General features: G+C 64.7%; 24 protein-coding genes. 8 read left to right on the forward strand and 16 right to left on the reverse strand.

Annotation, left to right across the window (positions count from 1 at the left end; translation table 11 throughout):
* Window positions 1–17: 17 nt before the first annotated feature.
* The 7 genes from ABIB78_RS13585 to ABIB78_RS13615 form a co-directional block, all read right to left on the reverse strand.
* Entirely contained in the window at window positions 18–1511 is a 1494-nt protein-coding gene (locus ABIB78_RS13585; RefSeq protein ID WP_429025054.1) for a hypothetical protein, read from the reverse strand.
* A 94-nt stretch (window positions 1512–1605) separates the two neighbouring features.
* Window positions 1606–2712, reverse strand: coding sequence for a glycoside hydrolase family 5 protein (locus ABIB78_RS13590; protein WP_429025057.1), 1107 nt, complete (start codon window positions 2710–2712; stop codon window positions 1606–1608).
* A 67-nt stretch (window positions 2713–2779) separates the two neighbouring features.
* Window positions 2780–5095 carry an exopolysaccharide transport family protein gene (locus ABIB78_RS13595; protein WP_429025059.1) on the reverse strand — a complete coding sequence of 772 codons (2316 nt, stop codon included), beginning with the start codon at window positions 5093–5095 and terminating at the stop codon, window positions 2780–2782.
* A gap of 153 nt (window positions 5096–5248) precedes the next feature.
* Window positions 5249–6001: a polysaccharide deacetylase family protein gene (locus ABIB78_RS13600; RefSeq protein ID WP_429025061.1), complete on the reverse strand. Its 753-nt coding sequence runs from the start codon at window positions 5999–6001 to the stop codon at window positions 5249–5251.
* Window positions 5998–6813, reverse strand: coding sequence for a class I SAM-dependent methyltransferase (locus ABIB78_RS13605; protein ID WP_429025064.1), 816 nt, complete (start codon window positions 6811–6813; stop codon window positions 5998–6000). Before ABIB78_RS13605 ends, ABIB78_RS13600 begins: the two co-directional genes overlap by 4 nt.
* Window positions 6814–6817: 4 nt before the next feature.
* Window positions 6818–8266, reverse strand: coding sequence for a lipopolysaccharide biosynthesis protein (locus ABIB78_RS13610; RefSeq protein ID WP_429025066.1), 1449 nt, complete (start codon window positions 8264–8266; stop codon window positions 6818–6820).
* Window positions 8260–9186 (reverse strand): DUF6492 family protein, encoded by a 927-nt coding sequence (locus ABIB78_RS13615; protein WP_429025068.1) that lies wholly within the window; start codon window positions 9184–9186, stop codon window positions 8260–8262. Before ABIB78_RS13615 ends, ABIB78_RS13610 begins: the two co-directional genes overlap by 7 nt.
* A gap of 418 nt (window positions 9187–9604) precedes the next feature.
* On the opposite strand from ABIB78_RS13615, the gene ABIB78_RS13620 reads away from it, so the two are divergent.
* Window positions 9605–10573 carry a glycoside hydrolase family 26 protein gene (locus tag ABIB78_RS13620; RefSeq protein ID WP_429025070.1) on the forward strand — a complete coding sequence of 323 codons (969 nt, stop codon included), beginning with the start codon at window positions 9605–9607 and terminating at the stop codon, window positions 10571–10573.
* A gap of 79 nt (window positions 10574–10652) precedes the next feature.
* On the opposite strand, the gene ABIB78_RS13625 is transcribed toward ABIB78_RS13620, so the two are convergent.
* Window positions 10653–11741 carry a radical SAM/SPASM domain-containing protein gene (locus ABIB78_RS13625; protein WP_429025071.1) on the reverse strand — a complete coding sequence of 363 codons (1089 nt, stop codon included), beginning with the start codon at window positions 11739–11741 and terminating at the stop codon, window positions 10653–10655.
* 396 nt (window positions 11742–12137) lie between these two features.
* On the opposite strand from ABIB78_RS13625, the gene ABIB78_RS13630 reads away from it, so the two are divergent.
* Window positions 12138–13133 (forward strand): glycosyltransferase family 2 protein, encoded by a 996-nt coding sequence (locus ABIB78_RS13630; RefSeq protein ID WP_429025074.1) that lies wholly within the window; start codon window positions 12138–12140, stop codon window positions 13131–13133.
* Window positions 13130–14443, forward strand: a complete 1314-nt coding sequence (locus ABIB78_RS13635) for an O-antigen ligase family protein (RefSeq protein ID WP_429025077.1) — start codon at window positions 13130–13132, stop codon at window positions 14441–14443. Before ABIB78_RS13630 ends, ABIB78_RS13635 begins: the two co-directional genes overlap by 4 nt.
* On the opposite strand, the gene ABIB78_RS13640 is transcribed toward ABIB78_RS13635, so the two are convergent.
* Window positions 14440–15531: a hypothetical protein gene (locus ABIB78_RS13640; protein WP_429025078.1), complete on the reverse strand. Its 1092-nt coding sequence runs from the start codon at window positions 15529–15531 to the stop codon at window positions 14440–14442. The two genes, ABIB78_RS13635 and ABIB78_RS13640, sit on opposite strands and share 4 nt — an antisense overlap.
* 245 nt (window positions 15532–15776) lie before the next feature.
* On the opposite strand from ABIB78_RS13640, the gene ABIB78_RS13645 reads away from it, so the two are divergent.
* The 3 genes from ABIB78_RS13645 to ABIB78_RS13655 are packed head-to-tail and all read left to right on the forward strand — an operon-like array spanning window position 15777 to window position 17947.
* Window positions 15777–16724: a cupin-like domain-containing protein gene (locus ABIB78_RS13645; RefSeq protein ID WP_429025080.1), complete on the forward strand. Its 948-nt coding sequence runs from the start codon at window positions 15777–15779 to the stop codon at window positions 16722–16724.
* 33 nt (window positions 16725–16757) lie between these two features.
* Window positions 16758–17285 (forward strand): hypothetical protein, encoded by a 528-nt coding sequence (locus tag ABIB78_RS13650; RefSeq protein ID WP_429025082.1) that lies wholly within the window; start codon window positions 16758–16760, stop codon window positions 17283–17285.
* Window positions 17201–17947 (forward strand): GNAT family N-acetyltransferase, encoded by a 747-nt coding sequence (locus tag ABIB78_RS13655; RefSeq protein ID WP_429025085.1) that lies wholly within the window; start codon window positions 17201–17203, stop codon window positions 17945–17947. Before ABIB78_RS13650 ends, ABIB78_RS13655 begins: the two co-directional genes overlap by 85 nt.
* 31 nt (window positions 17948–17978) lie before the next feature.
* Here ABIB78_RS13655 and ABIB78_RS13660 read toward each other — a convergent pair whose 3' ends face one another.
* The 4 genes from ABIB78_RS13660 to ABIB78_RS13675 all read right to left on the reverse strand — a co-directional run bounded on the left by ABIB78_RS13660 (window position 17979) and on the right by ABIB78_RS13675 (window position 21361).
* On the reverse strand, window positions 17979–18926 hold the full coding sequence (locus tag ABIB78_RS13660; RefSeq protein WP_429025087.1) for a DUF5996 family protein: 948 nt from the start codon (window positions 18924–18926) through the stop codon (window positions 17979–17981).
* A gap of 172 nt (window positions 18927–19098) precedes the next feature.
* Complete coding sequence (gene wrbA, locus ABIB78_RS13665; protein ID WP_429025089.1) at window positions 19099–19698, reverse strand: NAD(P)H:quinone oxidoreductase; 600 nt, start codon at window positions 19696–19698, stop codon at window positions 19099–19101.
* A gap of 141 nt (window positions 19699–19839) precedes the next feature.
* Window positions 19840–20538: a pirin family protein gene (locus ABIB78_RS13670; RefSeq protein WP_429025092.1), complete on the reverse strand. Its 699-nt coding sequence runs from the start codon at window positions 20536–20538 to the stop codon at window positions 19840–19842.
* Window positions 20539–20608: 70 nt separating this feature from the next.
* Window positions 20609–21361 (reverse strand): SDR family NAD(P)-dependent oxidoreductase, encoded by a 753-nt coding sequence (locus tag ABIB78_RS13675; protein ID WP_429025094.1) that lies wholly within the window; start codon window positions 21359–21361, stop codon window positions 20609–20611.
* Window positions 21362–21477: 116 nt separating this feature from the next.
* Here ABIB78_RS13675 and ABIB78_RS13680 point away from each other — a divergent pair, with 116 nt between their 5' ends.
* Window positions 21478–22392 (forward strand): LysR family transcriptional regulator, encoded by a 915-nt coding sequence (locus ABIB78_RS13680; protein ID WP_429025095.1) that lies wholly within the window; start codon window positions 21478–21480, stop codon window positions 22390–22392.
* Window positions 22393–22924: 532 nt separating this feature from the next.
* Window positions 22925–23284, forward strand: coding sequence for a hypothetical protein (locus tag ABIB78_RS13685; protein ID WP_429025097.1), 360 nt, complete (start codon window positions 22925–22927; stop codon window positions 23282–23284).
* 2 nt (window positions 23285–23286) lie between these two features.
* Here the strand turns inward: ABIB78_RS13685 and ABIB78_RS13690 are convergent, their stop codons facing one another.
* The 3 genes from ABIB78_RS13690 to ABIB78_RS13700 are packed head-to-tail and all read right to left on the reverse strand — an operon-like array spanning window position 23287 to window position 25360.
* The gene (locus tag ABIB78_RS13690; protein WP_429025100.1) at window positions 23287–23772 is read right to left on the reverse strand and encodes a YbaK/EbsC family protein; all 486 of its coding nucleotides are present in this window, start codon (window positions 23770–23772) and stop codon (window positions 23287–23289) included.
* 5 nt (window positions 23773–23777) lie between these two features.
* Complete coding sequence (locus ABIB78_RS13695) at window positions 23778–24521, reverse strand: haloacid dehalogenase type II (protein ID WP_429025102.1); 744 nt, start codon at window positions 24519–24521, stop codon at window positions 23778–23780.
* A complete protein-coding gene (locus tag ABIB78_RS13700) occupies window positions 24518–25360 on the reverse strand; it encodes a dienelactone hydrolase family protein (RefSeq protein ID WP_429025104.1) in 843 nt (280 codons plus the stop codon). Before ABIB78_RS13700 ends, ABIB78_RS13695 begins: the two co-directional genes overlap by 4 nt.
* Window positions 25361–25372: the final 12 nt, after the last annotated feature.

The following is a 25372-nucleotide window of genomic DNA, read 5'->3' on the forward strand; positions in this document are numbered from 1 at the left end:
GCCGTACGCCATCGATCTTAGACCTTCAGATCGTCGCCTTGCGTTCGCAAGTGATGACCGATCACGAGCCCGGTCAGGCACAGCAACAGCCCGAGTGCCGGCGGCGCAAACAGCGCTTCTTCCTGGAAGATGCCGTTCACCAGCACCACCATCGTGCCGAACGCGGCGAGCCCCTGCGTGAGAATTCCGGAAGCAGCGTAGAGGCGCCAGGCCTTCAGCGCCATCGCCAGGAAGAACCCAAGCGGCACCAGCGAACCGATTCCCATCTGATAGAGCAACACGCCGACGGCGCTCTCAACGGCGCCGTCGATGGTGCCGGCCTGCTGTGCGGCGTTCCAGTCGATCGAGAAGTAACCTTCGGAGAGATTGCCGCCGACGCCAAGGCCGCGGCCGATCGGGTTCTGCAAGAAGCCGTTCCAGCCGCCCATGAATCCGATCACGTGAAAGTCGCCGATCTGGATTCCGATATAGATCGCCGCGATGGCGTACAGCACGAGTCCGACGAGCGCCACGGCAAGCGTGAGGGCGGCGCCGAGCAGCCAGGTCGACGTCCAGGCCAGGGCGACGAAGATGACCAGGATGAGCGCGCCCTTCACGCTGCAGCAGATCAGCAGCGGGATCGCGGCCAGCGCCAGCCAGCGATATCCGACCGCGAACAGGAACAGGATGGAGAAAGCGATCCCGTAACCGAAGCTGATCGGACTCATGTTCGGTCCGAAGATGCGCAGCAATGACGAGAGCCCGAGATCTTCGAACAACGGGCTGTTGAGAAAGCTGAAGCGGAAGCGGTCGATCAAATCCACCGGCACGTTGCCGGTGGCGCGCATCTCGGCTTCCCAGGACCCGGAGCGGCTCGCCTTGAGCTCGTCGAAATGCCAGAACGTGTAGCCGTTGGTGATATCGAGCCAGAAGTCGCGGAACAGCAGTTCGACATATCCGCAGACGATCAGCAGCGCGGCCACCGCCACCAGGAACGGCGTGACGCGGATTTCGAAGGTTGCAGCCGTCAGTAGCGACAGCTGAAACAGAAACAGCGGCAGCGCAATGTTGCGCAGATAAACGAGCGCCGCATGCGAATCCTGTGTGGCGCCGAGCAGGAAATACGCCGTCACGGTTGCGAGAGTGACCAACCCCCATGTCATGACCCGGTCGATCTCTGGAGAATGCTTGCGCTCGCGCAGCGCATACAGCGCCAGCGTCACCAGCCACATCACCGCGCAAACGAGGAAATTGTAGCCCTTGACGAAATCCATCTCCTGCTCGGTCGTCACATAGGACGACAGAATCGAGACGAAGAGATTCTGGAAGAAGATGATGAAGATGGCGATCGACGGCGCATAGGCAGGCGCCGCGAGGACGATGGCGCAGCCGATCAGGCTTTCGACGACGATCGCGAGCCCGGCATTGGCCGCCTGCATGATCGGCGCGAATGCGATCGATGCCACGGCGATGCCGAGCGCAGGAACGAGGTCGCCGGCCAACAGCGGCCGCGGGGCTATCTCTGCTCGCACAGGCTCTGACCTAAAGTGACCGGACGTATGGGCGTGCCACACCCGCATCGTCGATCTAGCCGCTCATTGTGTAAGAACCGGTTAACCAGATCGGTTAGCGGGTGCCGAGCAATGCCTTCAGCGCCCCGCGGTCGGCCTCGCCCGTGACGGCGTCGGCGAGGCCAAAGCCTTGCGACAGCTCCCAATGGGTCCAGCCCCAGCACTGTTGCCGGGCGTAGGCCGTAACGCCGGCGAGCCAGCGCAGCCGGCTGTCGCGCGGCGCTCCGGCCTTGAGCACACCGAATTCATTGATGATGATCGGACGGGAATATTGCCGTTGCCACGCGGCGGCCGGCTCGAGCCATTTGTCGATGCCGCGATCGGGAATGGCGCGGTCCACCATCGCGAGTGCCTTGCGCCGGTTCAGCGCGGTGAGCTGCTCCCGCAGCTGTTGAACCTTCGGATCGTCGGCGCGGACCGGATAAGGCAGTCCGGTGACGTCGTGGAGCGGCTCATTCGGGTCCCAATGAGCCTGATGGGTGAACACCATCGGATCGTAGAAGTGGATGGCATAGACGACGTTTGGATCGTCGAGCGGTGTGAAGCCCGGCAGCGAGTCTGCGCGCTGCCAGTTGACCGGACCTGCGATCAGCGTGGTCCGCGGAAGCAACCGGCGAATGAAACCACCCAGCTCCCGGACTTCGCCTTGCCATTGCGCGGCACCGACCTCCGGTTCGTTCAGGAGTTCCGCAAAGACGCGATCGGACGGGTAGCGCTGCATGAGCCGCGCGAGCTCGGTCCAGGCGCTCTTCATTTCGGTCATCGCGCCGGGCGGATCGTCCTTGTGCAGTGCGTTGAAGCGCTCGCCGGAATGCAGGTCGATCGACACGGCATAGCCGAGCGCGAGCAGGGTCTTCAGCGCGGTATCGACGGTGTGCAGGCGGCTGTCGATCTCCGCCTTTGCGGCGAAGCGCGGCATGATGAAGTCGGCGGGCACAGGCAGTCGGATGTGGGTCATGCCGGCCTTGCGCAGCTCGAGCAGCAGGCTGTTTGGCGGTGCCGACCGCGGATCGGCGATCCAGCCGTCGGCATTGACGCCGCGCGACAAGGCCTTGAGCCGATCCGCCGGGACACTTTCGATCAAGACGGGGCAGGCCCGGGCAGTGACCGACAGCACAATGGATGCGGCAGCGAAGATGGCGAGGATCGATAGCCGGGCCATTGGATGATCAACTCGCGATCGCAGTCGCAGGAGCGATGCACACAAGCCTGCGGGGCTGGCGCGTCGCTCACGCATACTGCTTGTCGTGCTGCCGATTTGCGACGGTGGATTGGAGCTCGTTGAGGACGACGCCGGCGAGCTTGCACTCGGCGCCGCCGAGCGCGGTGATGATGTCTTCCATTGACGCGTTGATGTCGCGATCCACAGGTAGCGCCGCGATCAGCCCGTCGGCCATGTCGAACAGCCGCCGTTCCTCCACACCCCACAGCATCGGCGGCCCGTCCAGGATGACGAGGTCGTGGCCGCCGGCGGAGCGCGCTTGCGCGATCGCCTTCTGGATCGCCTCGCTGGCCTTGGCGGGATTGCCCTTGATCGCGGGCAGGATCGCAATGCCGTTGGAAGTATTGATGGCGCGGGATGCCTTGCTGCCGATGGTGAGCCAGTCGAGGCGGCTTGGCTTGCTCTGGACCGGATGCGCAACCCTGTCGGTCAGGGCGTGGACGCTCGTGTCCGCGTCGATCAGCAGGACCCGGGCGCCGTCGCGCGCGGCGACCAGCGCGATGTTGAGCGCGACCACGCTGCGGTCGGGATCGTCGGCTGTGCCGATCACAGCCAGCACCGGGACGGCTCTCGAGGTGGCCCCCGCCAGCGCCGCCTGGATCTGCCGCACGATGTTCGAGAACGGCCCGAGCGCCGAACTGGTGCGCAGCGTCGGCCAGCCGAACCGCGTGACGTCGGCGGGATTGTTGCCGCCCAGGATTCCGCCGAGCGTGCGCATAACGTCGGATTCCCGCAGCTCGGCAATCAGCGGCTTCTCGACCACGGGTTTGTCGATGATAACGGCGGCGGGTTGTACCGCGGGTTGTGTCTTCACGGGCGGCTTCGGCTTCGCGATGACGGGCTGCCGTTCCGGCGCGGCATCCTGCTTCGGCTGGACCTTGGACCGGATCGGATCGGCGCCGGGCGCCAGCTGGCTGGCGGCAACGATCCACGCTGCGGCGGCGAGCCCGCCGAACATGAAGCCGATCATCGCGAGCAGGCTCATCGCAGGCGGGAAGGTCCGCTGCTGCGGGATCGTGGCATCGCCGATTACGCGTGCGCTCGAGGTGTTGAGGCTCTCCTGTTCCTCGGTCTCGCGCGAGCGCTTGAGGAAGGACTGGTAGACGTCGCGGCTGGCATCGACCTCGCGCTCGAGCTCGCGCAGCCGTACCGAGGCCTGGCTCATCTGCACGCTCTGGCGCTTCTGAACGTCCAGCGCCTTGTTGAGCGACGCCTCGTAGTCGCGGGCCCGGGTCAGATCGTTCTTCGCGGATAGCGCGACGCGATCGATCTCTTCCTTGATGGTCCGGCGCAGGTCCTCGACCTGCTGCTCGATCTGGCGCAGCGCCGGGTGCCGCGGCCCGAGCTCGCCCTGCAGCTCGGCCTGCCGCTTCTTCACATCGGCATATTGCGAGCGCAGATTGGCGATGGTCGGCGATTGAAGCGCTTCTGAAGTCGCTCCCGGGTCCATCGACCCCCGGCGGCTGGCCTCGATCTGATCATACCTCGCCTGGGCATCGAGCGTCAGCGCCCGCGCCGCGGCCAGCCGCTGGTTGCCGACCGAGAGCTGCTGATCGGTGAGCAGATTGTCCTGCGAGCCGACGAAATTGTTCTGCGCCTTATAGGTCGCGAGCGCCTCTTCCGCATTGCGCAGGCGCTGCTGCAGCTCCTTCAAGCGGCCGGACAGGTCGCGGGTGGCGCGCCGCGCAGCCTCGGCCTGCGACTGCTTGGACTCGGTGAGATAGGCCTTGGCGATCGCGTTGGCGAGCATCGCCGCCTTGACCGGGTCGTGCGACCACACGTCGATGTCGACGATGAAGGTACGATCGGTCTTCTTGACGCTGATATGGCGGTTCAATGTGTCGAGCGTATTCATCTCGATCTGCTGTTGCTGCTCCGCCGTCGTCCTCGGTTCGATGCCGAACAGGCCGAGCAACGCGGCAAGCAGGCCCTTGCTCGCGGTGCCGCCGCCGAACTCGGAATCCCTCACGAGGTTGGTGTCGCGGATCACCTGCAGCAGCACGTTGTTGGACGTGATTAGGCGCGACTGGCTCTCGACCACCATCGAAAGGCCGGAGACGTCCTGGGCGCGCGGGGTCAGCTCGCGTTCGACGAGCTGCAGCTCGCGCGGGTCGACATAGAGCTGGGCGCCCGCGGTGTATTTCGGTGTCAGGCTCTTGCCGATCGCAACCACGATGCAGGCGCTGAGCAGGGCGGCCGACAGGATCGCGACCTTGCGCTCCCACAACAACCGGATCAGCTCGAGCACGTTGAAGCCGGCCGGGATTGCGGCCCGGAGCGGCTCCGGCCTGGCCCGGTCTATCGGCTGGTCATAGCTAAGCATCGACCCCAGCTTCCGTCTGAATGGCCGCACGCATCGGCTGAGGAGCTATCTTTCGGGCCACGAAACGCGCACGGGACGACGCGGGAAAAACGCAACACGAAAAATTAACCATACTCATTCGCCGACTATTCACCAGAAAGGCAAACAAAGGGTTTAAGCGCGGGCGCATCGGAACGCCTCCGCCATGGTCAAGACAGGGACATTCCGCCGCGCCGCCGCTTCCAGCGCGTAGGTCATCAGGTCGGGCGTGCAACCATAGAGGCTCGGCTCATCGGCGACGTCGTGGCTGTAGAAAATTAACCAGCCGTTCATGCTTGCCGCCTCGGCGAAGGCCACCTCGATCCGTTCGCGCGACATCTGCCGGTCGATCAGCGGCATGGCGCGAAGGAATTGCAGGTCGACCTCGCCGCTGTTCACGCCCGGCACGATGCTGCGGCAGGTGCGGAATTCGGACTTCAATTGATGCTTCCGCGCGTAGGAGCCGTAGCCGAACGGGTAGGCGAAGGTCTCGACCGGCATGGTCGGATCGAGCGAATGGAGATAGGTGCGGTTGCGCGCGATCTCCGCGGCCAGCGACGTCTCGTCGAGGTCGCAGGCGCGGCGGTGCGAGAAGGTGTGGCAGCCGACCTCATGGCCGCGGCGATGCAGCGAGACGACGTCGTCGGCGCTGCCGGTCGCCCAATCGGGGGCGTCGAGCCCAACCAGTCCGCCCGAGACGTAGAACGTGCCGCGGGCGCCGTAGGATTCGAGAATATCGGCGCCGAACGTCGCCGCGCTCTTCGGCAGATCGTCAAAGGTGAAGGTCACCATCGGCGTGGCATTGTTCAGGCGGAAGCGCTCGACCTGCACATGCATCGCCAGCCGGTGGCGGACCTTGACCCTCGCTTCTGACCACAATGCGTTCATTGCCCAAGCTTCCGCAAGATCACATGATAGTCGCCGTGCCGGACGTCGATCTTGCCCGGCAACACTGCGTTCATCGTCTTCGCCGCGGCGTCGATCACCGCGGCCAGCATCGGCTTGCGGCGGCGCATCTCGGGATAGCGCGGGCTCTCGTATTTCTTCCGATAGATGACCTGCAGTCCGCGGGCGGCCACGAATGCTTCGAGTTTGTCGAGGGTGACCAGCGGATGGAAATGGGTCGGGAACGGCGCCTCGCCCGGCATCCCGGCTTGCTTCTCGCCGCGGACGTAGCGGTAGAACCAGACGTGAAACCAGTGCGGGGAGTATTTCGTGACGATGCCCGATAGCGACTTCGGGTTCGGTGCGCCGATCAGCAACAGCCCGTTCGGCCTCAACGCTTCGCAGAACCGGCTCAGCACGGCCTCCACATCGGGGATGTGCTCGATGACGTTGTAGCAGATGATCAGGTCGAAACGCTGCGGCAGGAAGCGATAGGTCTGGATGTCGCCGAGGACGGCTTCCTGCGCATAGCTGTTGTTGCGGATCTGATCGGCGTCGATGTCGACGACAGTCACGTGCGCACGGCGCAGCACGCCAAGCGGCAGGTAGCTGGTTGAGCCGCCGCCGGCTTCGTAGATCGCAAGCGAACCGGCCGGCAGCCGGGCCTCGAGGATGCTGTGAACCGTGAGCAGGCTCTGCTTGGCCTCGCCGGGCGGCAATGCGAGCAGCGATTCCGGATGGATTGCAGCGGGGGCGGGCATCGAGAGTTCGGCGATCGGGGCAGGCCGCGTGGCAAGCGCAAGGGATTTGGTCATCGGCTCATCCAACGTTGCTGTTTGCGAATTTGGTACGGAACATGAGAAGGCCCCGCGTCAGCCGGCCGCGCAGGCGCGCGATATCGAATAGCCAGCAGAGCGCGACGTAGACGGTGAACCCTGCGCCGACCAGCACGATGCTGGCGGCCAGATCGGCAAGTTGCAGGACGCGGTCCAGCGCGCCGACGGTGAGCGCCATCGCGAGCGCGGCGATGACGATCAGGGCGAGGCGGCCGAGCGGGATTGGAATCCGGAAGGCGAAGCGGCTCAGGATCAGGGCGCAGGCAAAGCCCGTGATGTCGGCGCCGAGGCGCGCCCAGGCCGCGCCGATCGTGCCGTTGAGGCTGACCAGTACGTAGGACAGGATCACATTGGCAGCGATGATCGAGGCGGTGTTGATCAGATAGAAGGAGTTGCGTCCCGACAGCAGGAAGCTCGCATGCAGATATTGCTGCGTCAGCACCTGGAACAGCACGGCGGCTGCGATGATCGGCATGATCTCGCTTGCGAGCGCGCGGAAGTCGACGCCGAGGATGATGTTGGCGACATGCGGGGCGATCAAGGCGAAGCCGAGACAGGCCGGCAGCGTGACGCCGGCCAGCAGTTCGATACAATCGGCGAGATGCGTCCTGATGGCGCCCGCGGCGTCGCCTTGCCGGGCCTGGATCTGCACGGCCATCGGAAAGAAGGCCGCGGCCATGCTCATCGCGGGCATCATCAGGGTCTGGCGCACCAGATCCAGCGCCGCGACATATTTGCCGGCGTCGGCCATGCCGATCAGGTTCGCGATCATGAAGCGGTCGGTCACGCTCGATATCGCAAGCAGCGTCAGCGACAGGGTTAGCGGCAGGCCGGTACGGGCGAGCGACCACAGGTCGGCGCGGCCAAAATTGATGATGGTGCCGCGCCACGCGCTGCGCGACTGCACGAGCACGGCGACGAGATAGGCCGAGGCGGCCGCGAGCAACAGCAGGACGCCGGTCGGGCCGAGCAGGGCAACGACAACGCCGAAGCCGAGCAGGGCGCCGGCGCGAAGCAGCGTTGCCTTCATCACCGAGAGCGCTTTCAACCTGGCACGCAGCAGGTCCTGCGTCAGCTCGAACAGGCCGATCGCAATTGCGAGAACGACGGCGGCCAGCGCGGCGGTCGCATCGAGGCCGACGAGACGCGCCAGCAGATAGGCGAACGGCGCAGTGAGGCAGGAGATCAGATAGCCCGACGCTACGAGGCCGCGGATGTCGGTGCCGTCGTTGCGGGCATGGCCACTGAGGATCAGGTTGCGAAACCAGCCGACCAGGAAGACGGAAATGACGGAAGCGAAACCTGTGCCCAGCAGGTAGACGCCATAGTCATGCGGCGCGAACAGCCGCGTGAAAATGACCACGCTCAGCAGCCCGAGCAACGCCGAAAGGACGTTGGCGGACAGGTTGATGCTGGCCTGTCCGATCAGCATGATGCGGCAAGCTCCGCCGGCCTCGTGGCCGCCGACGACGCCAGGATGGCGTCGCTCTCGGCCACGACCTCGCGAATGGTCGCGACCGGCGTGCCCGAGAAGGACGCGATCGAGAACGCGACGTCGTCCTTGTTGGCGCGCAGCAGCATCCGGGTGAGTTCGTCCTTGCTCAAGGTCGGATCATCCCAATAGCTGACGCATTGCGTCTTCGGCACGACGGAGTGACGCAGCGCGGATGCCTCATCGTTTTCGACGAAGAAGCCGTACAGCAGATATTCGGAGAACTCGCGGGTCCGGCACAGCGCCTCGATCCAGCTCATGCCGGTGACCGTCTCGATGCGCTCGGCGAGCGCGCGGGTGGTCTGCTTGTCCCAGAAGATGATGTGTCCGATGAAATCCGGCGCCGGGAAGGGCGGCGTCGGCAGGCCGATCAGCCGGTGACTGGTTCCCAGCCAGCGCGAATGGCGCGGCTGGTCGGCGGTGACGGCATCCGCCATCTTCAGCAGCGGGATCGTGTTCGGATACTGGAAGCGCGCCAGATCGAAATCGCGGAAGAATACGATGTCGGAATCCAGGATGCAGAACCGCTCATAGGGCAACGAGATCGTCGCCGCGATCTTCAGGATCTGCTGCACGTGCCAGCCGTTGACCGGCTTGGCACGCAGCGACCACCAGAACTGGCGGCGCTTGCGCTGGATCATGCGCGGCAGCGGCCGCAGCCAGTCGGGCAGGAAGGACGAGGCCGGAATGACGATGCGGCGCTCGCTTGCGAGCGGCGCGAACAGCAGCAGGTCGCAATCCGGGACCAGCAGATAGTGCTTGGAGAAGGACGTGACGTGGCGATCCACGCTTTCGCAAAGCAGCGTGCAGATTTCCAGATCGCGCCCATAGGTCGGGGTCAGCAACGCCACGGGGTTCATCTCGTAATTCTCTCCAGCGACGCCGTTTCAAGGCGGAACATCGCTGCCGCCAGACTTGTCCTGAGCCTCAGGTCAGCAAGATCGGTGCCGGAGTGTTTTGACCGCCTCGTCGGCGGCCCTGATGGTTGAGCATTGGTAAATGGCGGCGCGCCGCGGCGGTCAACGGATCGGAAGTCATCGTTCGGCTGCGCGATTTTGCCGCTGGATCGCGACCTTGCCCGGATATTGCAGTGCTGGTTCCTCGATTGCCGATGCGGTCGGCGCAGGTGGGTGCGTATGCAGATTCGGTGGCATTTCCGATGGGTAGGCAGCATGGCCGAATGGCCGGCTGCATTATCAGTCCATTTCGAGACACCCTTGCTGTCAGCGCTGTGCGCTTTTGGTACGCGCGCCGCGTGTGAGTCGGCCGGAGCGCGCGATGCCAACTGATCGTGGAATCACGCGACGTGGAGCCCTCGCAATCGCGGCGCTCGCGGTCAGCGGACCACCGCCAGCGTGGGCCGCGCCGGCAGCCCGGCCGCTGCTCGGCGCGAATTCGGCGCGGTTCGCCGGCGCCTTCGTCAATTGGGGCGAGACCGGCCGCGAGCACGTGCTACAGGCCTGGGAGAAATGGCTCAATCGGCCGCGTTCGTCCGTGCCAGGTGTCGACTTCTACGGCCAGAACAGCTGGGAGGACTTTCACAAGCTGGACTGGGTGCCGGGGCTTTGGAAGAAGCTCAATCCGGCGCGCAATGTGGTCTGGTCGGTGCCGCTCACCATCACCGGTACGCCGCTCGCCGATGTCGCCGGCGGGCTGCATGACGCCGAGTTCAAGGCGGCCGCGCGCGCAATCGCCGGGTCACATCCAAAGGCGATCATCCGCCTCGGCTGGGAGATGAACATCTCCAGCATGGGCTGGTTCGCCAGGGGACGCGAGGACGACTACATCAAGGCGTTCCGCCACGTGGTCGCGATCTTTCGCGCTCGCTCCGGCAACTTCAAGTTCGACTGGTGTCCGGGCTGGGGACTTCAGGACATGCCGGCTGACGCCGCCTATCCCGGCGATGACGTTGTCGATTACATCGGCCTCGACGTCTACGACTTCAAATCGGAAGGCGGCGCGGCGGAGCGATGGACCAATTCCTACCTCAAGGCGCCGTTCGGCCTGGAATGGCAGCGCGCGTTCGCGCTGGGCCATGGCAAGCTGATGAGCTATCCGGAATGGGGCGTCGGCCAGTCCGGCGACAACGCCACTTTCGTGCAGCAGATGCACGACTGGTTCGCGGCCAACCAGGCCGCAATCGCCTATGCGGCCTATTTCGATGTCGACGGCCTGTGGCCGACGCAGATCGACAGCGGCCGGATTCCGGAATCCGCCAGCCTGTTCCGCAAATTGTTTGCGGGCTGACCGGCTGCCGGCCATCCCCTCAAGCAAAGGCCCGGTCCGTCCTCTGACTGACCGGGCCTTTGCGCTTCTCGTTGCTGCGTCAGGCGACCTTGGTGTTGGTCAGCAGCGTCAGGCCCATCTTCAGCTTGTCCTGCAGCGTGCGCTGCGCAAGGCAGGTGAACAGGCAGAGCTTGTCGCAAGCGATGGTCTCCTTGCGGCGGGCCTGCGCGTCCTCGCCGTACCAGATCTCGCGTGCGGTCTGGGTGCGGACATTGCCGATCGGCTTGAAGAACCAGCACACTTCGAGACGCCCGTCGGAGCGGATGAAGTAGTTCCGCATGCCGACGCGGCAGGGCATCACTTCCTTCGGCGCCTTCTCGCGGCGGAAATGGTTTGGCCAGGCCCGCAGCACGGCTTCGCCGTTGAGGATCGGCGCGCCCGCACGCTTCAAACGCAACAGCTCGTCACGGACCTTGATCAGATCGTCGATCTCGCTCTCGCCGATCCAAAGCTCGTCCTCGACCTCCTGTGTGCCCTGCTCGACCGGCTGGAAGCTCAGCGCGGTGGCGCCGATCTCTTGGATCCAGTCGACCATTTCGGGCAGGCGGCGGAAGTTCAGCTTGTGCACGACCGGCTTGATGATGATCGGAAAGTCCAGGCCTTCGGCGCGGCGCTGCTCGGCGACATTGCGGATGCCCGCCACGATGTCGTTCAGCGAGTTCTCGACGCCGCGCGAATAATTGTGGACATTCGGATCGGTGGAATCGATCGAGATGTTGATGTTGAACGGGTGCGCTTCGACGGTCTGCGCCACGATCTTCTTGTTGAGATAGGCGCCGCCATTGGTGGTGACGCCCCAATGGATGTCGTTGTCGCGGCAGAACCGCAGCAGATCGAGAAAGCCCTTCTTGACGTAAGGCTCGCCGCCGGCGAACTCGACATGATAGGCGCCGATGAATTCCTTCAGGCTCGCGAGCGCGCGCTGCCACTCCGGGATCGTCATCTCGTCGCGATAGTTCGGGCGGCGCCAGTAGTCGCAGTAACGGCATTTGTAATTGCAGCGTTCGACCACCTCCGCGAAGATCGCGGCCGGGCGCGTGACGTCGCGTCCGGTATGCAGGTAAAGCTCTTCCGAGAAGGCGTTGCGGACGTGCTTGGTGCCGAGCGTGACGAGGTCGAGCGCTTTCAAGGTGAACCTCAGGCGATTTTTGCGTTGCTGCGATCGGATCGACGATCGATTTATGGGTCTATCAGCAAATTGGATGCCACCCGGAACGCGGAGCGCGCGCCGCCCGCGCGCGAGGGGCTCTTAACCCTAAAGGCTCGCTAACGGCGTGGCGGATCACAAGGCAGCGCTCGCGCGGTCCTCTATTTCAGCAAAATCGCTTCATTAGACTTCAAATTAACCTTGCGACGTAGTTGCGGTAACGCGTGTCTCGTCTGGAGCGGATTTTGCCATGAGGTCGCCGTAACGTTCGCTCCGCGTCCGTATTGCCGCCTGTGTCGGTCACTTTGGGACGGCCATGTCCCATTCCGATCCGTGCCGGGAAGGTGCGCGGATCGCGATTGCCAGGAGGGCATGGAGATGTCGACCGAGCTTGCTGCAGCTGACCGCGCCTGGGTGACGACTTCACCTGCGCTCGATTGCTCCGTCGAAACCGTTATCTGCATTCCGAGCTTCCGCAGGCCGAAGCACTTGCGGCTGACGCTGGAATCCGTTGCGGCCCAGCGCACCGGGCGCAGCTTCGCGGTTGTGGTGGTCGAGAACGACGCCGCGCACTGCGAGAGCGCGCCGGTCGCGGCCGAGTTTATCAATTCCGGCAAGCTCCGCGGCGTCTGCATCGTCGAACCCAGGCAAGGCAACTGTCAGGCAATCAACGCGGCGTTCGAGACCGCGCTCGAGACATTCCCGAACGCCCTGAATTTTCTGATGATCGATGACGACGAGGTCGCCTCGCCGGATTGGCTGGAGCGGATGGTGCAGGCGGCCGAGACCTCCGGCGCCGAGATCATCGGCGGGCCGGCGTGGCCGAATTTCGATGACGAGCACAAGGGCGGGCTTAAGCGCCATCCGGCATTCGCGCCGGCCTATCATGCCAGCGGCCCCGTCCCGGTGATCTACGGCTGCGGCAACTGCCTGATAAGGCGCGCGGTGTTCGAGCGGCTCGGAGATCCGGCCTTCGACCTGCGTTTCAACTTCCTCGGCGGCGGCGATCATGACTTCTTCGCGCGGGCGCGCCGCGCGGGCTTCCGCTTCTTCTGGGTGACGGAGGCCGTCGTCAGCGAGACCGTTCCCTCGACCCGGACCAATCTCGGCTGGATCGTGCGGCGGGGATTGCGGATCGGCGCGATCAACTATCACATCGAGCGCAAGGCTGCTCAGACCATGTGGTCGCGCGCGGCCGTGAAGGCCAAGATGTTCGGCCTGGTACCGTTCTCGCTGTACCGCTTCACGCGCATCGTGCTGCGCGAACATCAGACCGTGATCGCGATGCATCCGATGGTGGTTGCCGTCGGTAGCGCGCTTGCGGTGCTCGGCATCGAGCCGCAGCCCTACGCGGCCTCCAAGATCGCCTCGTGAGCGATTTGTCCGTCACCACGGAAAGCCGGGCGTTGATCGCCGACATCGCGCGCCGGCCGGTGATGGATATCGTCCGCTGCGCGTTCTTCATCGGCATCCTGCTTCTGGTCTGGATCTCGCTGCATCCGTTCGAGGATCTGAGCGGCTTCCATGTCGGCGAGGTGACCTCCGGCCGCGAGGCGTTTCTCTACGGCCTGTTCGGCGTGCTGATGGTCGCGATGCTGGCGCTGACCCTGCGCGACAATCTGCCGGCGCTGACATCGCTGCTGACACCGGCGTTCCTGCTGTTCGCGGGCTGGATATGCGTCACTGTCGTTCTGTCGTTCGATCCGGCCACCTCGCTGCGCCGGCTGGCACTCTCGGTGTTCGTCATCATGGTGACGGCGGCGCTGTTGCTGCTGCCAAAGTCGCAGGGCGAATTGATGCGCTGGTTCAGCATTGCCGCGCTGGTCCTGCTCGTCACCTGCTATCTCGGCGTTTTCCTGGCGCCGCATCTGTCGATCCATCAGGCCACCGATCCGCAGGAGCCTGCGCTCGCCGGCAACTGGCGCGGCGTGTTCGGCCACAAGAACGTCGCCGCCGCGATGATGGCGATGTTGATCTTCCTCGGCATCTATTTGATGCAGGCCGGCGGCTGGCTGTCGGGCATCGCCGTAACGGCGCTCGCCGCGGTGTTCCTGTTCTTCACCGCCGGCAAGAGCGCGATCGTGCTCTGTGTCGCCGTGCTGATGTTGACCGCGTTGATGGCGGTGATCCGCTCGCTCTGGGGCCGCGCGCTGCTGCTGCTGACGCCGCTGGTGCTGCTCAATCTGTTCAGCGTCGGCACCGTCATGAGCGACACGCTGGCTGCGATCGCCGACCGGATGCCGCTCGACACCTCCTTCACCGGCCGCGCCGATATCTGGGCCTTTGCGCTCGACTCGCTGCACCAGCGGCTATGGACCGGCTACGGCTTTGAATCCTTCTGGGGCACCAACGCGATCCAGAATTTGCAGGAAGGCAAGGAGTGGGCGGGCTACGCCTCGCATAGCCACAATGGCTATCTCGACACCGCGCTGGGCACCGGTCTGCCGGGCCTCGTGCTGCTGATTGCGGCTGTTGTCATCAAGCCGTTTCGTGATTTCCAGGCCGCGGATCTCGGCGGCAATGACACGCCGCTGACGATGCTGTTCCTGCGCATCTGGCTGTTCGGCCTCTATCTGTCGTCGATGGAGAGCTTTTTCCTCGATCGCGCAGACACGATCTGGGTGACATTCCTGATCGCGGTGTTTGGGCTGCATTATCTCGCCCGGTTCCGGATGCGGGCCTAGAGCTGCGCGCGGACCGCGCTGGCGACGTCCGTCCACCAGCCATCGAAGTCGAACGGCATAGGCACGGTGGGCCGCTTCAGCGCTGTGACGATCCGGTCGGCATAGGCCGCACTGTCGGCGTCGCGCGGCACCAGCAGGATGGCGCCGCGGTCGATCAGCTCCTTGAACCGCGGATGGTGGTCGAATTCGTCCGGCAGCGCCGGGCCGGTGACAATCAGCGGCCGGCCGGACTGCACGCAGGCCAGAATGCTCGACCGCCGCGCCGTGAGGCCTTCGGCCAACGAATAGCAGAACACGTCGATCTCGCCGAGCAGGCCGAACACTTCGTGATCGGACGCGACATAGCCGGAGACGATCACGTCGCCCTTCAACCCCAGCTCGGCGACGCGGGCGTAGAACTTCTGCTCGATGTTGTCGGTGCCGCGAATGAAGGAGCCGACATAGACGATCAAGGGCCGCAAGCCCCGCTGTTTCAGGATCGCGCCGATCTCGAGCAATCCGTTCGGCTGCTTGCCGGGATAGATCGAGCCGAAATGCCCGACGATGAGCTGGCCGTTGCTGCGCGCGCCGACGAGCCGCTGCAACAGCATCGAATCCGCGAAGCCGGCGGGCGCGGCGATGTTCGGTGGCAGCGGCGCCAGCACGCATTTCCGCACCATGCCGCGCATGATCGGATCGTCGGCGAGTTCGCGGCGGACCAGCGGCGAGAACATCACGACGGTATTGGCTAGCCACAGCGCCGGGATGTAGGTCAGCCGGCGGATGCCGTTGAGGCCGGCCCATTCATGTTGAATCAGGACAATTTTGCGGCGCCGCAGCCGGGCGAACAGAAGCGCGAGCAGCGGTCGCGCGATCACGCGCTTCCAGGCCACGATCGGGAAGTTGCAGACCACGCTGTCAGCGGCACCGACCGCGCGCCAGATCTCGGCGATCGTGCCGTCGGTCTGCGTCAGGGTTAACGCTCTGTTAGCGCCGGGCTCGATCTTCTCGATCGTCTCCTGCAGCAGGCGGGTGAATTGCCCGACGCCGCAGTGCATCTGCGGCCCGGCGCCAAGGAACAGCGCACGATATCGGGGTTCTTCAGTCATCGCGCTCAGATGGTCTTGGTGACGGGTCTTGGTAGTTGGTCTTGGTAGTTGGTCTTGGTAGTTCGTCTTGGCGAACGGTTCCGGAACTGGCGCGGCTAGCCATATCGGCGAGACATTAGCGTTGGGTAACCCCGCGCGCATACGCGACGGCACCGATCTTGCCAATCCTTGCTCAAGAGCTGCCCGCTCGTCCCGGAACAGGACATCGGATGAAGCGAAACGGCGCAGCAGCCAGGAGCGCGACGATGACGATAGGCAAGATTTTCGCGAATTGGGATGACAACCATTCCAAGCTCTGGAGTCATCAGCCGATCCGGCTCGAGCACACCATGCACAAGCAGCCGGCGTTCTCGATGGACGATCTCGCGAAGTTGATCGAGCACTATCCGCGCGAGCATTACAGCCTGGTCAAGACCGGCGCCAAGGGTTCGAGCCGCGTCTGGCGCGAGGGCGAGATCGGCAGGCTGCGCGGCCAGCAGGTGATCGAGGCGATTTCGCGCGGCGGCCTGTGGCTGAATCTGCGCAACGTCACCGCAGTCGATCGCCGCTACCGCGACATGATCGAGCGGATGTTCGGCGAGATCGCGGCCAAGGTTCCCGGTTTCGACGCGCCGACCCATCAGGCCGGCATCCTGATTTCGTCGCCCGATGCGCAGGTCTACTACCACGCCGATCTGCCGGGGCAGGGCCTGGTTCAGATCGCCGGCCGCAAGCGGGTCTACATCTATCCCAACACGCAGCCGTTTATCCGGCCCGAGCATCTCGAGAACATCGCGCTGTTCGACGTCGAGGTCGATATCCCCTACGAGTCCTGGTACGACTGGCATGCGCAGGTGATCGATCTCGAACCCGGCCAGATGCTGAACTGGCCGCTCAATGCGCCGCACCGTGTCGAGAACCTCGACACGGTCAATATCTCGATGACGATCTCCTATGTGAACGACGACATCCGTCGTGCCCAGATCCTGCATCTCGCCAACGGCATGCTGCGTCATCGCTTCGGCTACAGGCCGCGCAGCCGCAGCATCCGAGGCCCGGCCTTCTTCGCCAAGCAGGTGATGCAGAAGCTGCTGCGTGACGGCAAATGGGTGAAGCGCGAACGCGCCGTGCGGCGCGCGATCGACTTCCGCCTCGACGAGAGTGATCTCGGCAGGATCGTCGACCTGCCCAAGGCGGCGCTGGAGGCGGCGTAAGCGAGCTTGCCGGTCGCAGGTGCAGGTGCTGACATGACGGTCTTGACGACAGCGGTTGAGAAATTCGGGGCGCGGGTCGCTTCCTATGCGGTCGGCTATCGCGTCGAGCTGGTTTCCGATTGGGCGCAGGCGGTCGCCCGCTGGGGTGCATTCGAGCCGCTCACTGCGTTCCAGCATCCGCAATGGTATGCGTCGTGGTATCGGGCCTTCGCGTCGACCGACGGTGTCTCGCCGCTGATCGCACTTGTCCGCGATGCCGCGACCGGCGAGCGGGCCGCGCTGTTGCCGCTGATCTGCAACCGGCAGGGCGGCCTCCGCATCATCGAATTCGCCGACCTCAACCTCACCGATTTCAACGCGCCGCTGCTCGGCCCCGCTGCGCCGCGCGACGACGTCGCGCATGGCAGTTTTGGCGTGATCTGCAGGCCGCGCTGCGCCAGTCGCACGGCGGAGCCGATCTTATTCGTTTTCGCAAGATGCCGCTCAAGCTCGCGGCGCGTGCCAATCCGCTGGCGCTGCTCGATGGCGTCGGGCCGTCGGTCGTCAATGGCAATCTGCTGACCATCGGCGATGACTACGACGCCTGGCGTTACGAGCTGGACCGGAAGGTTCGCAAGGAGTTGGGACGGAGCTGGCGCGTATTCACGCGTGAACCGTCCGCGGCCTTCAAATTCGCTGCCGATACCGACGAGGCGCTGGACCTTCTTTCGGTCACGGAAGTGCAGCAAGGGGATCGGTTGCTCGGTCTTGGACTCAACTATGTTCTCGACAATGCGGACTGCACCGCTTTCTATCGTGACCTCGTGCGCGAAGGCACTGACCGCCGCTATGCGGTGATGACCGCACTCACGACCAGCAACGAAGTGGTGGCGACGCTGCTCGGCATCCGCACCGGCTCGCGCTACGTCATGATCCGCATCAGCAATGCCGGCGAGAAATGGTCGGTGTGTTCTCCGGGCCGGCTGATCATCGACCGCACCATCGAAGCGCTGCACAAAGACGGCGTGCGGGAGTTCGATTTCTCGATTGGCAATTACAGCTACAAGCGGCGGTTCGGACCGCAGCGGATGCCGCTGGTCGATCTCGGTGCGCCCTTGAGCCGGCGCGGGCGGCCTCACGCGCTGCGTGACCGCGCCGTGCTGGCGCTGCGTCGCTATCCGAAACTCTCAGCGCGGCTGAAGACGTTGCTCGGAAAGTCGGAGCCTTCGCGCGAAGACGAGTGAACCGCTGGCGGGACGCGTCACCGCGCCGGTGCTAGATCCCGCGGACCACGCCCGGCTGGCCCGGCGCGCACTCAAGCGCATCGCGGTCCCAGTTCGCGTTGACCGCCGCGGCCTCATAGCTCGATTGCAGGAATGCGAGCAGCGCCTTGTCCGGATCGGCCGCCGCGCGCACGGCGTCATAGGGCAGGATGAATTCGCCGAGCGCCTCGCTGAAGAACGCGGTGTCAGGCCGGACCGGCGTGCCGCGATAGCCCGCAGGCTCTGGATAGGCATAGGAATAGAAGGCAGGATAGTCGATGGCGCCGCCGCCCGGCCAGAAGCCGGCGCTGCTGACCTCATGCGAATAGGCTTCGTGCGCCACCTCGTCGGGCAGATGCGGCACGCCGCCGGGATGCCGCGGTGCCGTCCTGCCGGAGAACCGCGTCACCGCGAGATCGAAGCTGCCCCAGAAGAAATGCACCGGGCTTGCCTTGCCGAGAAAGCCGGTGCGGAATTGCTTGAACACGCGGTCGCAATTGACCAGGATCTGGTGAAAACGGTGCACGGAGTCCGCATCGTAGGAGGCATGCTGCGTATCCTGCGAGAACCGGATCGGGTCGGCGATTTCGTTCGGCATCTCGTCGATCGCGACGTCGACGCCGAGCGCCTTCAAGTCGGCCATGATTGCCACGTAGAAGCTCGCGACCGATCGCCCAGCGAGCGCGAATTGCCGCTCGGTGCCGTCGCTGGTCGAGATGCGTAGCACATGATCGATGAAATCGAAGTCGATCTGGAATGTGCGGTCGCCGTCGGGGATCGGTGAGGTCGTCAGTCCGCGCGCGGTGACATAGAGCGCGACGTGCCATGAGTGATTGAGCCAGGGCGACTTCGCCAGCCGGATCTTGCCGGCGATCTGGGTGAAGAGCTGGAGCGTGGCACAGCTGTCACGCCACGCCGCGGTCGGCAGTTCCGGCCAGCGGGTCTTCGGTGCGTTGGTCATGGCAAACCTCGGGGCTGCTCCGACAAGAAGCATTGCGGCATATCACGAATTAGGTGTGGTGACCTCGGGAACCGGTGCTTCCCAAAGCAGCAGCTGGGACGGCAATCTCCAGCGAGAATGCCGCCCTTATCGCGTCGATCATGCAGTCCGGCGCGAAGTCCGGCCGCTGACCTCAGCCATGCAGCTTCTTGGCGGTCTCCGCGATTGCGCGGCCCTGGTAGCGCGCGCCGGCGAGTTCGTTTTCGCTGGGTTGGCGGCTGCCGTCGCCGCCGGTGATCGTGGTGGCGCCGTAGGGCGCGCCGCCGGTGACCTCGTCGAGCTTCATCTGGCCGGCAAAACCGTAGTTCAACCCGACCACCGTCATGCCGAAATGCAGGAGGTTGGTGATGATCGAAAACAGGGTGGTCTCCTGGCCGCCATGCTGGGTCGCGCTCGAGGTGAAGGCGCCGCCGACCTTGCCGTGCAGCGCGCCCCTGGCCCACAGGCCGCCGGCCTGATCGAGGAAGTTCGCCATCTGCGAGGCCATGCGGCCGAACCGGGTGCCGGTGCCGACGATGATCGCATCATAGTTGGCGAGATCATCGATCTTGGCGACCGGCGCGGCCTGGTCGAGCTTGTAATACGAGGCCTTGGCGACTTCGGCCGGCACGAGTTCGGGCACGCGTTTGATGTCGACAGTGGCGCCGGCTTCGCGCGCGCCTTCCGCGACGGCGTTCGCCATCGCTTCGATGTGACCGTAGGCGGAGTAATACAGGACGAGAACCTTGGCCATGATGGCCTCCTTTGGGGTTGGGTAGGGGAGTTGGACAATCGGTCGTCATGCCCGGCCTTGTGCCGGGCATCCACGTCTTCCTCGCGGTTGGGCGTGGATGGCCGGGACAAGCCCGGCCATGATGATGGAGGGAGTTGTGCGTTACGCTGCGTCGACCAGGACGAGCTCGGCATCCTCGAGCGCGGTGATCTTCAGCTTGGCCTCGTCGCGGATCGCGGCGCCGTCGCGTGCATTGACGCGCACGCCGTTGACCTCGACGCTGCCGGCCGCCGGCACCAGATAGAGGTGACGGGCCTTGTCGGGGACGTATTCCGCGCTCTCGCCGGCCTTCAGCGTGGTGGCGAGCACCCGCGCATCGGCGCGGATCGGCAGCGCGTCGTTGTCGCCGTCAATACCCGAGGCGATGGTGACGAGCTTGCCCGAGCGGTCCGCCTTCGGGAACGGCTTGGAGCCCCAGGTCGGATGACCACCCTTCGTCGTCGGCTCGATCCAGATCTGGAAGATCTTGGTCTTCGCCGGCTCCAGATTGTACTCGGAGTGACGGATGCCGCTGCCGGCGCTCATCACCTGCACGTCGCCGGCTTCGGTACGTCCCTTGTTGCCGAGCGAGTCCTGATGCGTGATCGCGCCTTCGCGAACATAGGTGATGATCTCCATGTTGGCATGCGGATGTGCCGGAAAGCCGGAATTGGGCGCGATCTCGTCGTCATTCCACACCCGCAGCGCGCCGTGGCTGACATTGTCGGGATCGTAGTAGCTGGCAAACGAGAAGTGGTGCTTGGCCTTCAGCCAGCCGTGGTCGGCACCGCCAAGCTCAGCGAATGGTCTGAGTTCGATCATGGTCATTCCCCTTGATTTTGATGTTGAGGAGGGCCGGGCCTTGCACCCGGCGTCTCCGGAAAACTTGCGATCAGGCGCCGAAGCCGCCGTCGACGTTGAGCACCGTGCCGGTCACGAACGAGGCTTCCGGGCTTGCCAGGAACACGACGCCTGCGGCGACCTCCTCCGGGCGACCGAAGCGCTGCAGCGCGTGCTGCAAGCGCTGCGTCTCGGCAAACTCGCCGCCGTCCTTCGGGTTCATGTCGGTGTCGATCGAGCCGGGCTGCACCACATTGACGGTGATGCCGCGCGGTCCGAGGTCGCGCGCCGCGCCCTTGGTGTAGCCGACGACGGCCGCCTTGGTGGCAACGTAGTCGGCAAGGCCCGGGAACGAGGCGCGATCGGCCAGCATGGAGCCGACGGTGACGATGCGGCCGCCTTCACTCATCAACTTCGAAGCAGCGCGGATCGCGGTGATCACGCCGTCGATGTTGATCGCCTCCTGGCGGGCGAGCGTCGCGGTGTCGGCCTTGGGATCGTCGACCGCACCGCCGGAGGCGACGCCGGCGTTGTTGACGAGGATGTCGAGCCGCCCGAAATCCTTGGCAACGCGCTTCACCAGCTGATCGACATCGGATGACGAGGCCTGGTCGGCTTTGTAGGCGCGGGCGTTGACGCCCTTGCCCTTCAATTCGGCGACGACGGCCTCGGCCTTCTCGGGAGAGGCGACGTAGCTGATCGCGATGTTGGCGCCTTCCGCGGCGAGTGCGCGGGCGCTGGCTGCGCCGATACCGCGCGAGCCGCCGGTGACGAGGGCAACCTTGCCGGAAAGCTTCTTGGTCATTGGATTTCTCCATCGGTTGAATTTGATGGCACTTGGATATGCCTCCGGCTGTGGTATAGAAATAGAAACTATTGAAACTCATTGTTTCCATTATTGAGCAATCAGGACAACTGCCCATGTCGAAACTGCCCGACTTCGAGGCGCTCGCGATCTTCGCAAAAGTCATGGAATTACGGTCGTTTGCAGCGGCCGCGACCGAGCTCTCGCTGTCCAAGGCGACGGTGTCGAAGGCGGTCAGCCGGCTGGAGGAGCGGCTTGGCGCGCGGCTGTTCAACCGCACCTCGCGGCGGCTGGCGCTGACCGATGCCGGGCAGAAATTGTCGGAGCGCGCGGCGCGGCTATTGGCCGACGGCGAGGCTGCCGAGAACGAGGCGCTGGCGCAATCGACCACGCCGCGCGGGCTGGTGCGGCTCGCGGTGCCGATGAGCTTCGGTATCAAGACGGTGGCGCCGCTGCTGCCGGAGTTCATGGAGGTCTATCCGGAGGTCGCGATCGATCTGCACCTGAGCGACGCGACGGTGGACCTGATCGGCGAGGGCTTTGATGCCGGCCTGCGCATCGCACGGCTGCCGGATTCCTCGCTGATCGCGCGGCGGCTGTGCGGCATGCCGCGCTACACGGTGGCGGCGCCGTCCTATCTGAAGCGCTACGGCCGGCCGACCCATCCGATGCATCTCGCCGAGCACAAATGCTTCGGCTACGCCTATCTCTCGACCCAGGGCGTCTGGCACTACGCCAACGCGTCGGGCGAGCAGGCGAGTGTGCGTCCCGCCGGACAGCTGCGGGTCAACAATGGCGAGGCCGTGATGCCCGCGCTGCTCGCCGGGCTCGGCATTGCCGATCTGCCCGACTTCATCGTCGGCGATGCGATCGCTAGCGGCGAAGTCGAGGTGATCCTGAAGGGCTGGAAGCAGCCCGAAGGCGCCGTGCATCTCGTCACCCCGCCGGGCGGCCCGCGGCCCGCGCGCGTCGAGGTACTGGCGGATTTCCTCGCGAAGCATTTCGCCAAGGGCCGCGCCCAGCGCAAATAGAGAGCCGCGCCCAGCGCAAATAGAGCCGCGCCCAGCGCAAATAATTAGAGAGCCGCGCTCAGCCGAAATCGCAATTCCTCGCGCGGGCGAGGCCGCAGGCCGCGCGATCCGTCACATCCCGCTCTTGCGCCATGCGGACAACCCGCGGCTTTGACCGTGGCATCGCGATCGGCTGCGATCGCCAGAAAGATGACTGGGGAGAAACTCTCGATGAATCGCCGTGAACTCCTGCGCGCTGTTGCCGCATTGCCGCTCGCCCCCGCAGACCGCTGCAGTCCGGTCGCCTAATGGACGCGCCGGAGTTCTCAAGATTTGTTGCAGACGACAGCGCGCGGTTGATCGCCGCAGTGAAGAAGATCGGCAAGGTCGAATAGGGAACTCGGGTTCATTCGCCTTCACATTTAGTTGTCTGCAAGAACGATTGTTGAACGATCCTTGGCCGCATTCATTTGCAATTTTTGAAGCAAATCGCTGCGCGGAACCCGCGCGTGCGCGGATCAAGTCGAACTCAAATCGAACAAGGGCACTGGACATGCAGACGGAGCGGATTGTCCTGAGCTTGGCGATCGCGATCGGCGGCCTTGGCGCTGCGGCGCCTGCGCTGTCGCAAGAGTATCGCGGCACCTGGGAACAGCAGATGGCGTGCACGCCCGACGTGATGCGCCTGTGCAGCGATCAGATTCCCGATACCAACCGGATCGTCGCCTGCCTGCGGCAGAACACGGCGCTGCTTGGCAGTTCCTGCCGCGCGGTGTTCGAGTCGAATGCGCAGCAACAGGCACAAACGCAGGGGCGCGCACCCCAGCCGCAGACGATGCAGCGGCCACGCGCGCCGCAGCAGATGCAGCGGGCCCCGGTTGCGCCGCGGCCGCCCCAAGATGATGAAGACTAGGTCTAGGGACTGACTTCTGCCTGGGACCTGGCTTCGCAGACGTCGACCCATTCGGCCGCGGTCAGCTCGGCCATCCTGTCGGGCGTGATGCGCACCGCGCTGTGGGTCGAGCCGGCGGCCGGCACCACGATGTCGAATGCCTTCAGCGACACATCGCAATAGACCGGCAGCGGCGTCTTCAGCCCGAACGGGCAGACGCCGCCGACCTCGTGGCCGGTGATGTCGGCAACCTCGTCGAGGCCAAGCATCTTCGGCTTGCCGCCGAAGGCCGCCTTCACCTTCTTGTTGTCCATTCGCGACGTGCCGGCGGCGACGATCAGCACCACGCGGTCGCCGACCCGCAGGCTCAGCGTCTTGGCGATCCGCGCCTGCTCGACGCCATAGGCCTCCGCCGCCAGCGCGACGGTCGCGGAGCTCACACTGGATTCGATCACGGAGATGTCGGGCGCCTTCTCGGCGAAGAAGGCGCGGACGGACTCGAGACTCATGATGTTCAGGACCTTGCAGACACCAGGGCAGGAAGCTCGGAGAGACCGCGGATCCGGTGATCAGGCGCCACGCCGAGCTCGTCCATCTGGGTACGCAACGCCCAAAACATCGTCAATGGGGCGACCGTCTCACTCTCGACGCAGGCCAGTGCCATCGCTTCCGGCGTCACCCGCTCGATCCAGGCGACGTTGAGGCCGAACGCCTTGGCGCCGCAGGCGTCCCACGGATTGGAGGAGATGAACAGGACTTCCGCGGGCGGCACTTTCAGCACCTCCTCGATCAGCGAGTAGGCCTCGGGCGCCGGCTTGAACACCTTGTGGGCATCGACGCTGATGGTCGCATCGAGCAGGCGGTCGAGCCCCGAATTGCTCACTAGTGCGTTCAGCATGTCAGGGCTGCCGTTGGAGAGGATCGCGAGCTTCCTGTCCTTCATCGCCTCGAGCGCGGCGACCGCATCCGGATACAGCGCGAGATGCTGATACTTGTCGATGATGCGGGCGAAGGTCGCCGCGTCATATTGCAGGCCGAGACAGCGCAGCGTGTAGGCGAGGGAATCGCGGGTCGCCGTGGCGAAATCCTGGTAGCGCCGCATCAGCGTGCGCAGCCAGGAGTATTCGAGCTGCTTGATGCGCCAGACCTGGGTGATGATGTCGCCATAGCCGGGGAACGCATCCTCGGTGACATCGGCCACCGACTGCACGTCGTAGAGCGTGCCGTAGGCGTCGAAGACGATTGCTTTGATGCTCATTGAGTTTTCTCTTGTCCGCCAATGGTCGCATACAGGAATTTCCTGAGAGCGTCGATGGACTGATCGCGGACCTGCTCGTTGAATTTGAGGTGATGACCGAGCAGCTGCCCCGGCGTGCGGTATTGCGGCACGTCAAAATCGTGATGGGCGCCGGGATAGACGATCAGCTCGATCGGATAGCCGAGGCCCTGCTGCCGCGAGATGCCATCATCGTCGTGGCCTTCCGCCAGGTTCCGGCACTCCTGCGCCGGCGTCCAGTCGTCCAGCTCACCGACCATGATCAGGGTCGGCACGGTCATGTCGCCCTTGATGCCGAGGCAGCGCGGATAGAAGGCGACGGCGGCGTGGAATTTTTCCGTCGCGTTGACCTCGATCGCGCCGCGCTCCACCGAGAGCAATGCGAGCCATCCGCCCTGCGAAAATCCGATCACGGCAATGCGTGTCGGATCGACCAGAGATTGCCGGGTCAGGAAGCTCAGCGCGCGATAGGCGTCGTGAACCGTTGCGGCAGGGACACCGCCGGCGCAGGTGTCGCTGATGCCACGCGGGCCGAACCGGTCCACGGTGAGCGTGACATAGCCCCAGGCCGCGAGCCGTTTGCCCCAGCGCTCGTCGAGTTCTCGCCACTGCCCGCTGCAGCCATGCAGCAACACCACGGCGGGCAGGAGACCCGGTCGCTCCGGCCGCCGCAGCAGGCCCTGCAGTGGCTGCGCGCTGCTGAGCGGGCTTTCGAACTCGATCAGCACGGAAGGCGCCTCGGCTGCCGCCGCAGACTTGCCGCCCGCGCTCCCGACCAGGAGCACGGCGAGGAGGGTGGCAAGTCCGGCCCAGCTCGTCATCGGCCGCCCCGC

The organism is Bradyrhizobium sp. I1.14.4, assembly GCF_050435825.1.
GTDB lineage: Bacteria > Pseudomonadota > Alphaproteobacteria > Rhizobiales > Xanthobacteraceae > Bradyrhizobium.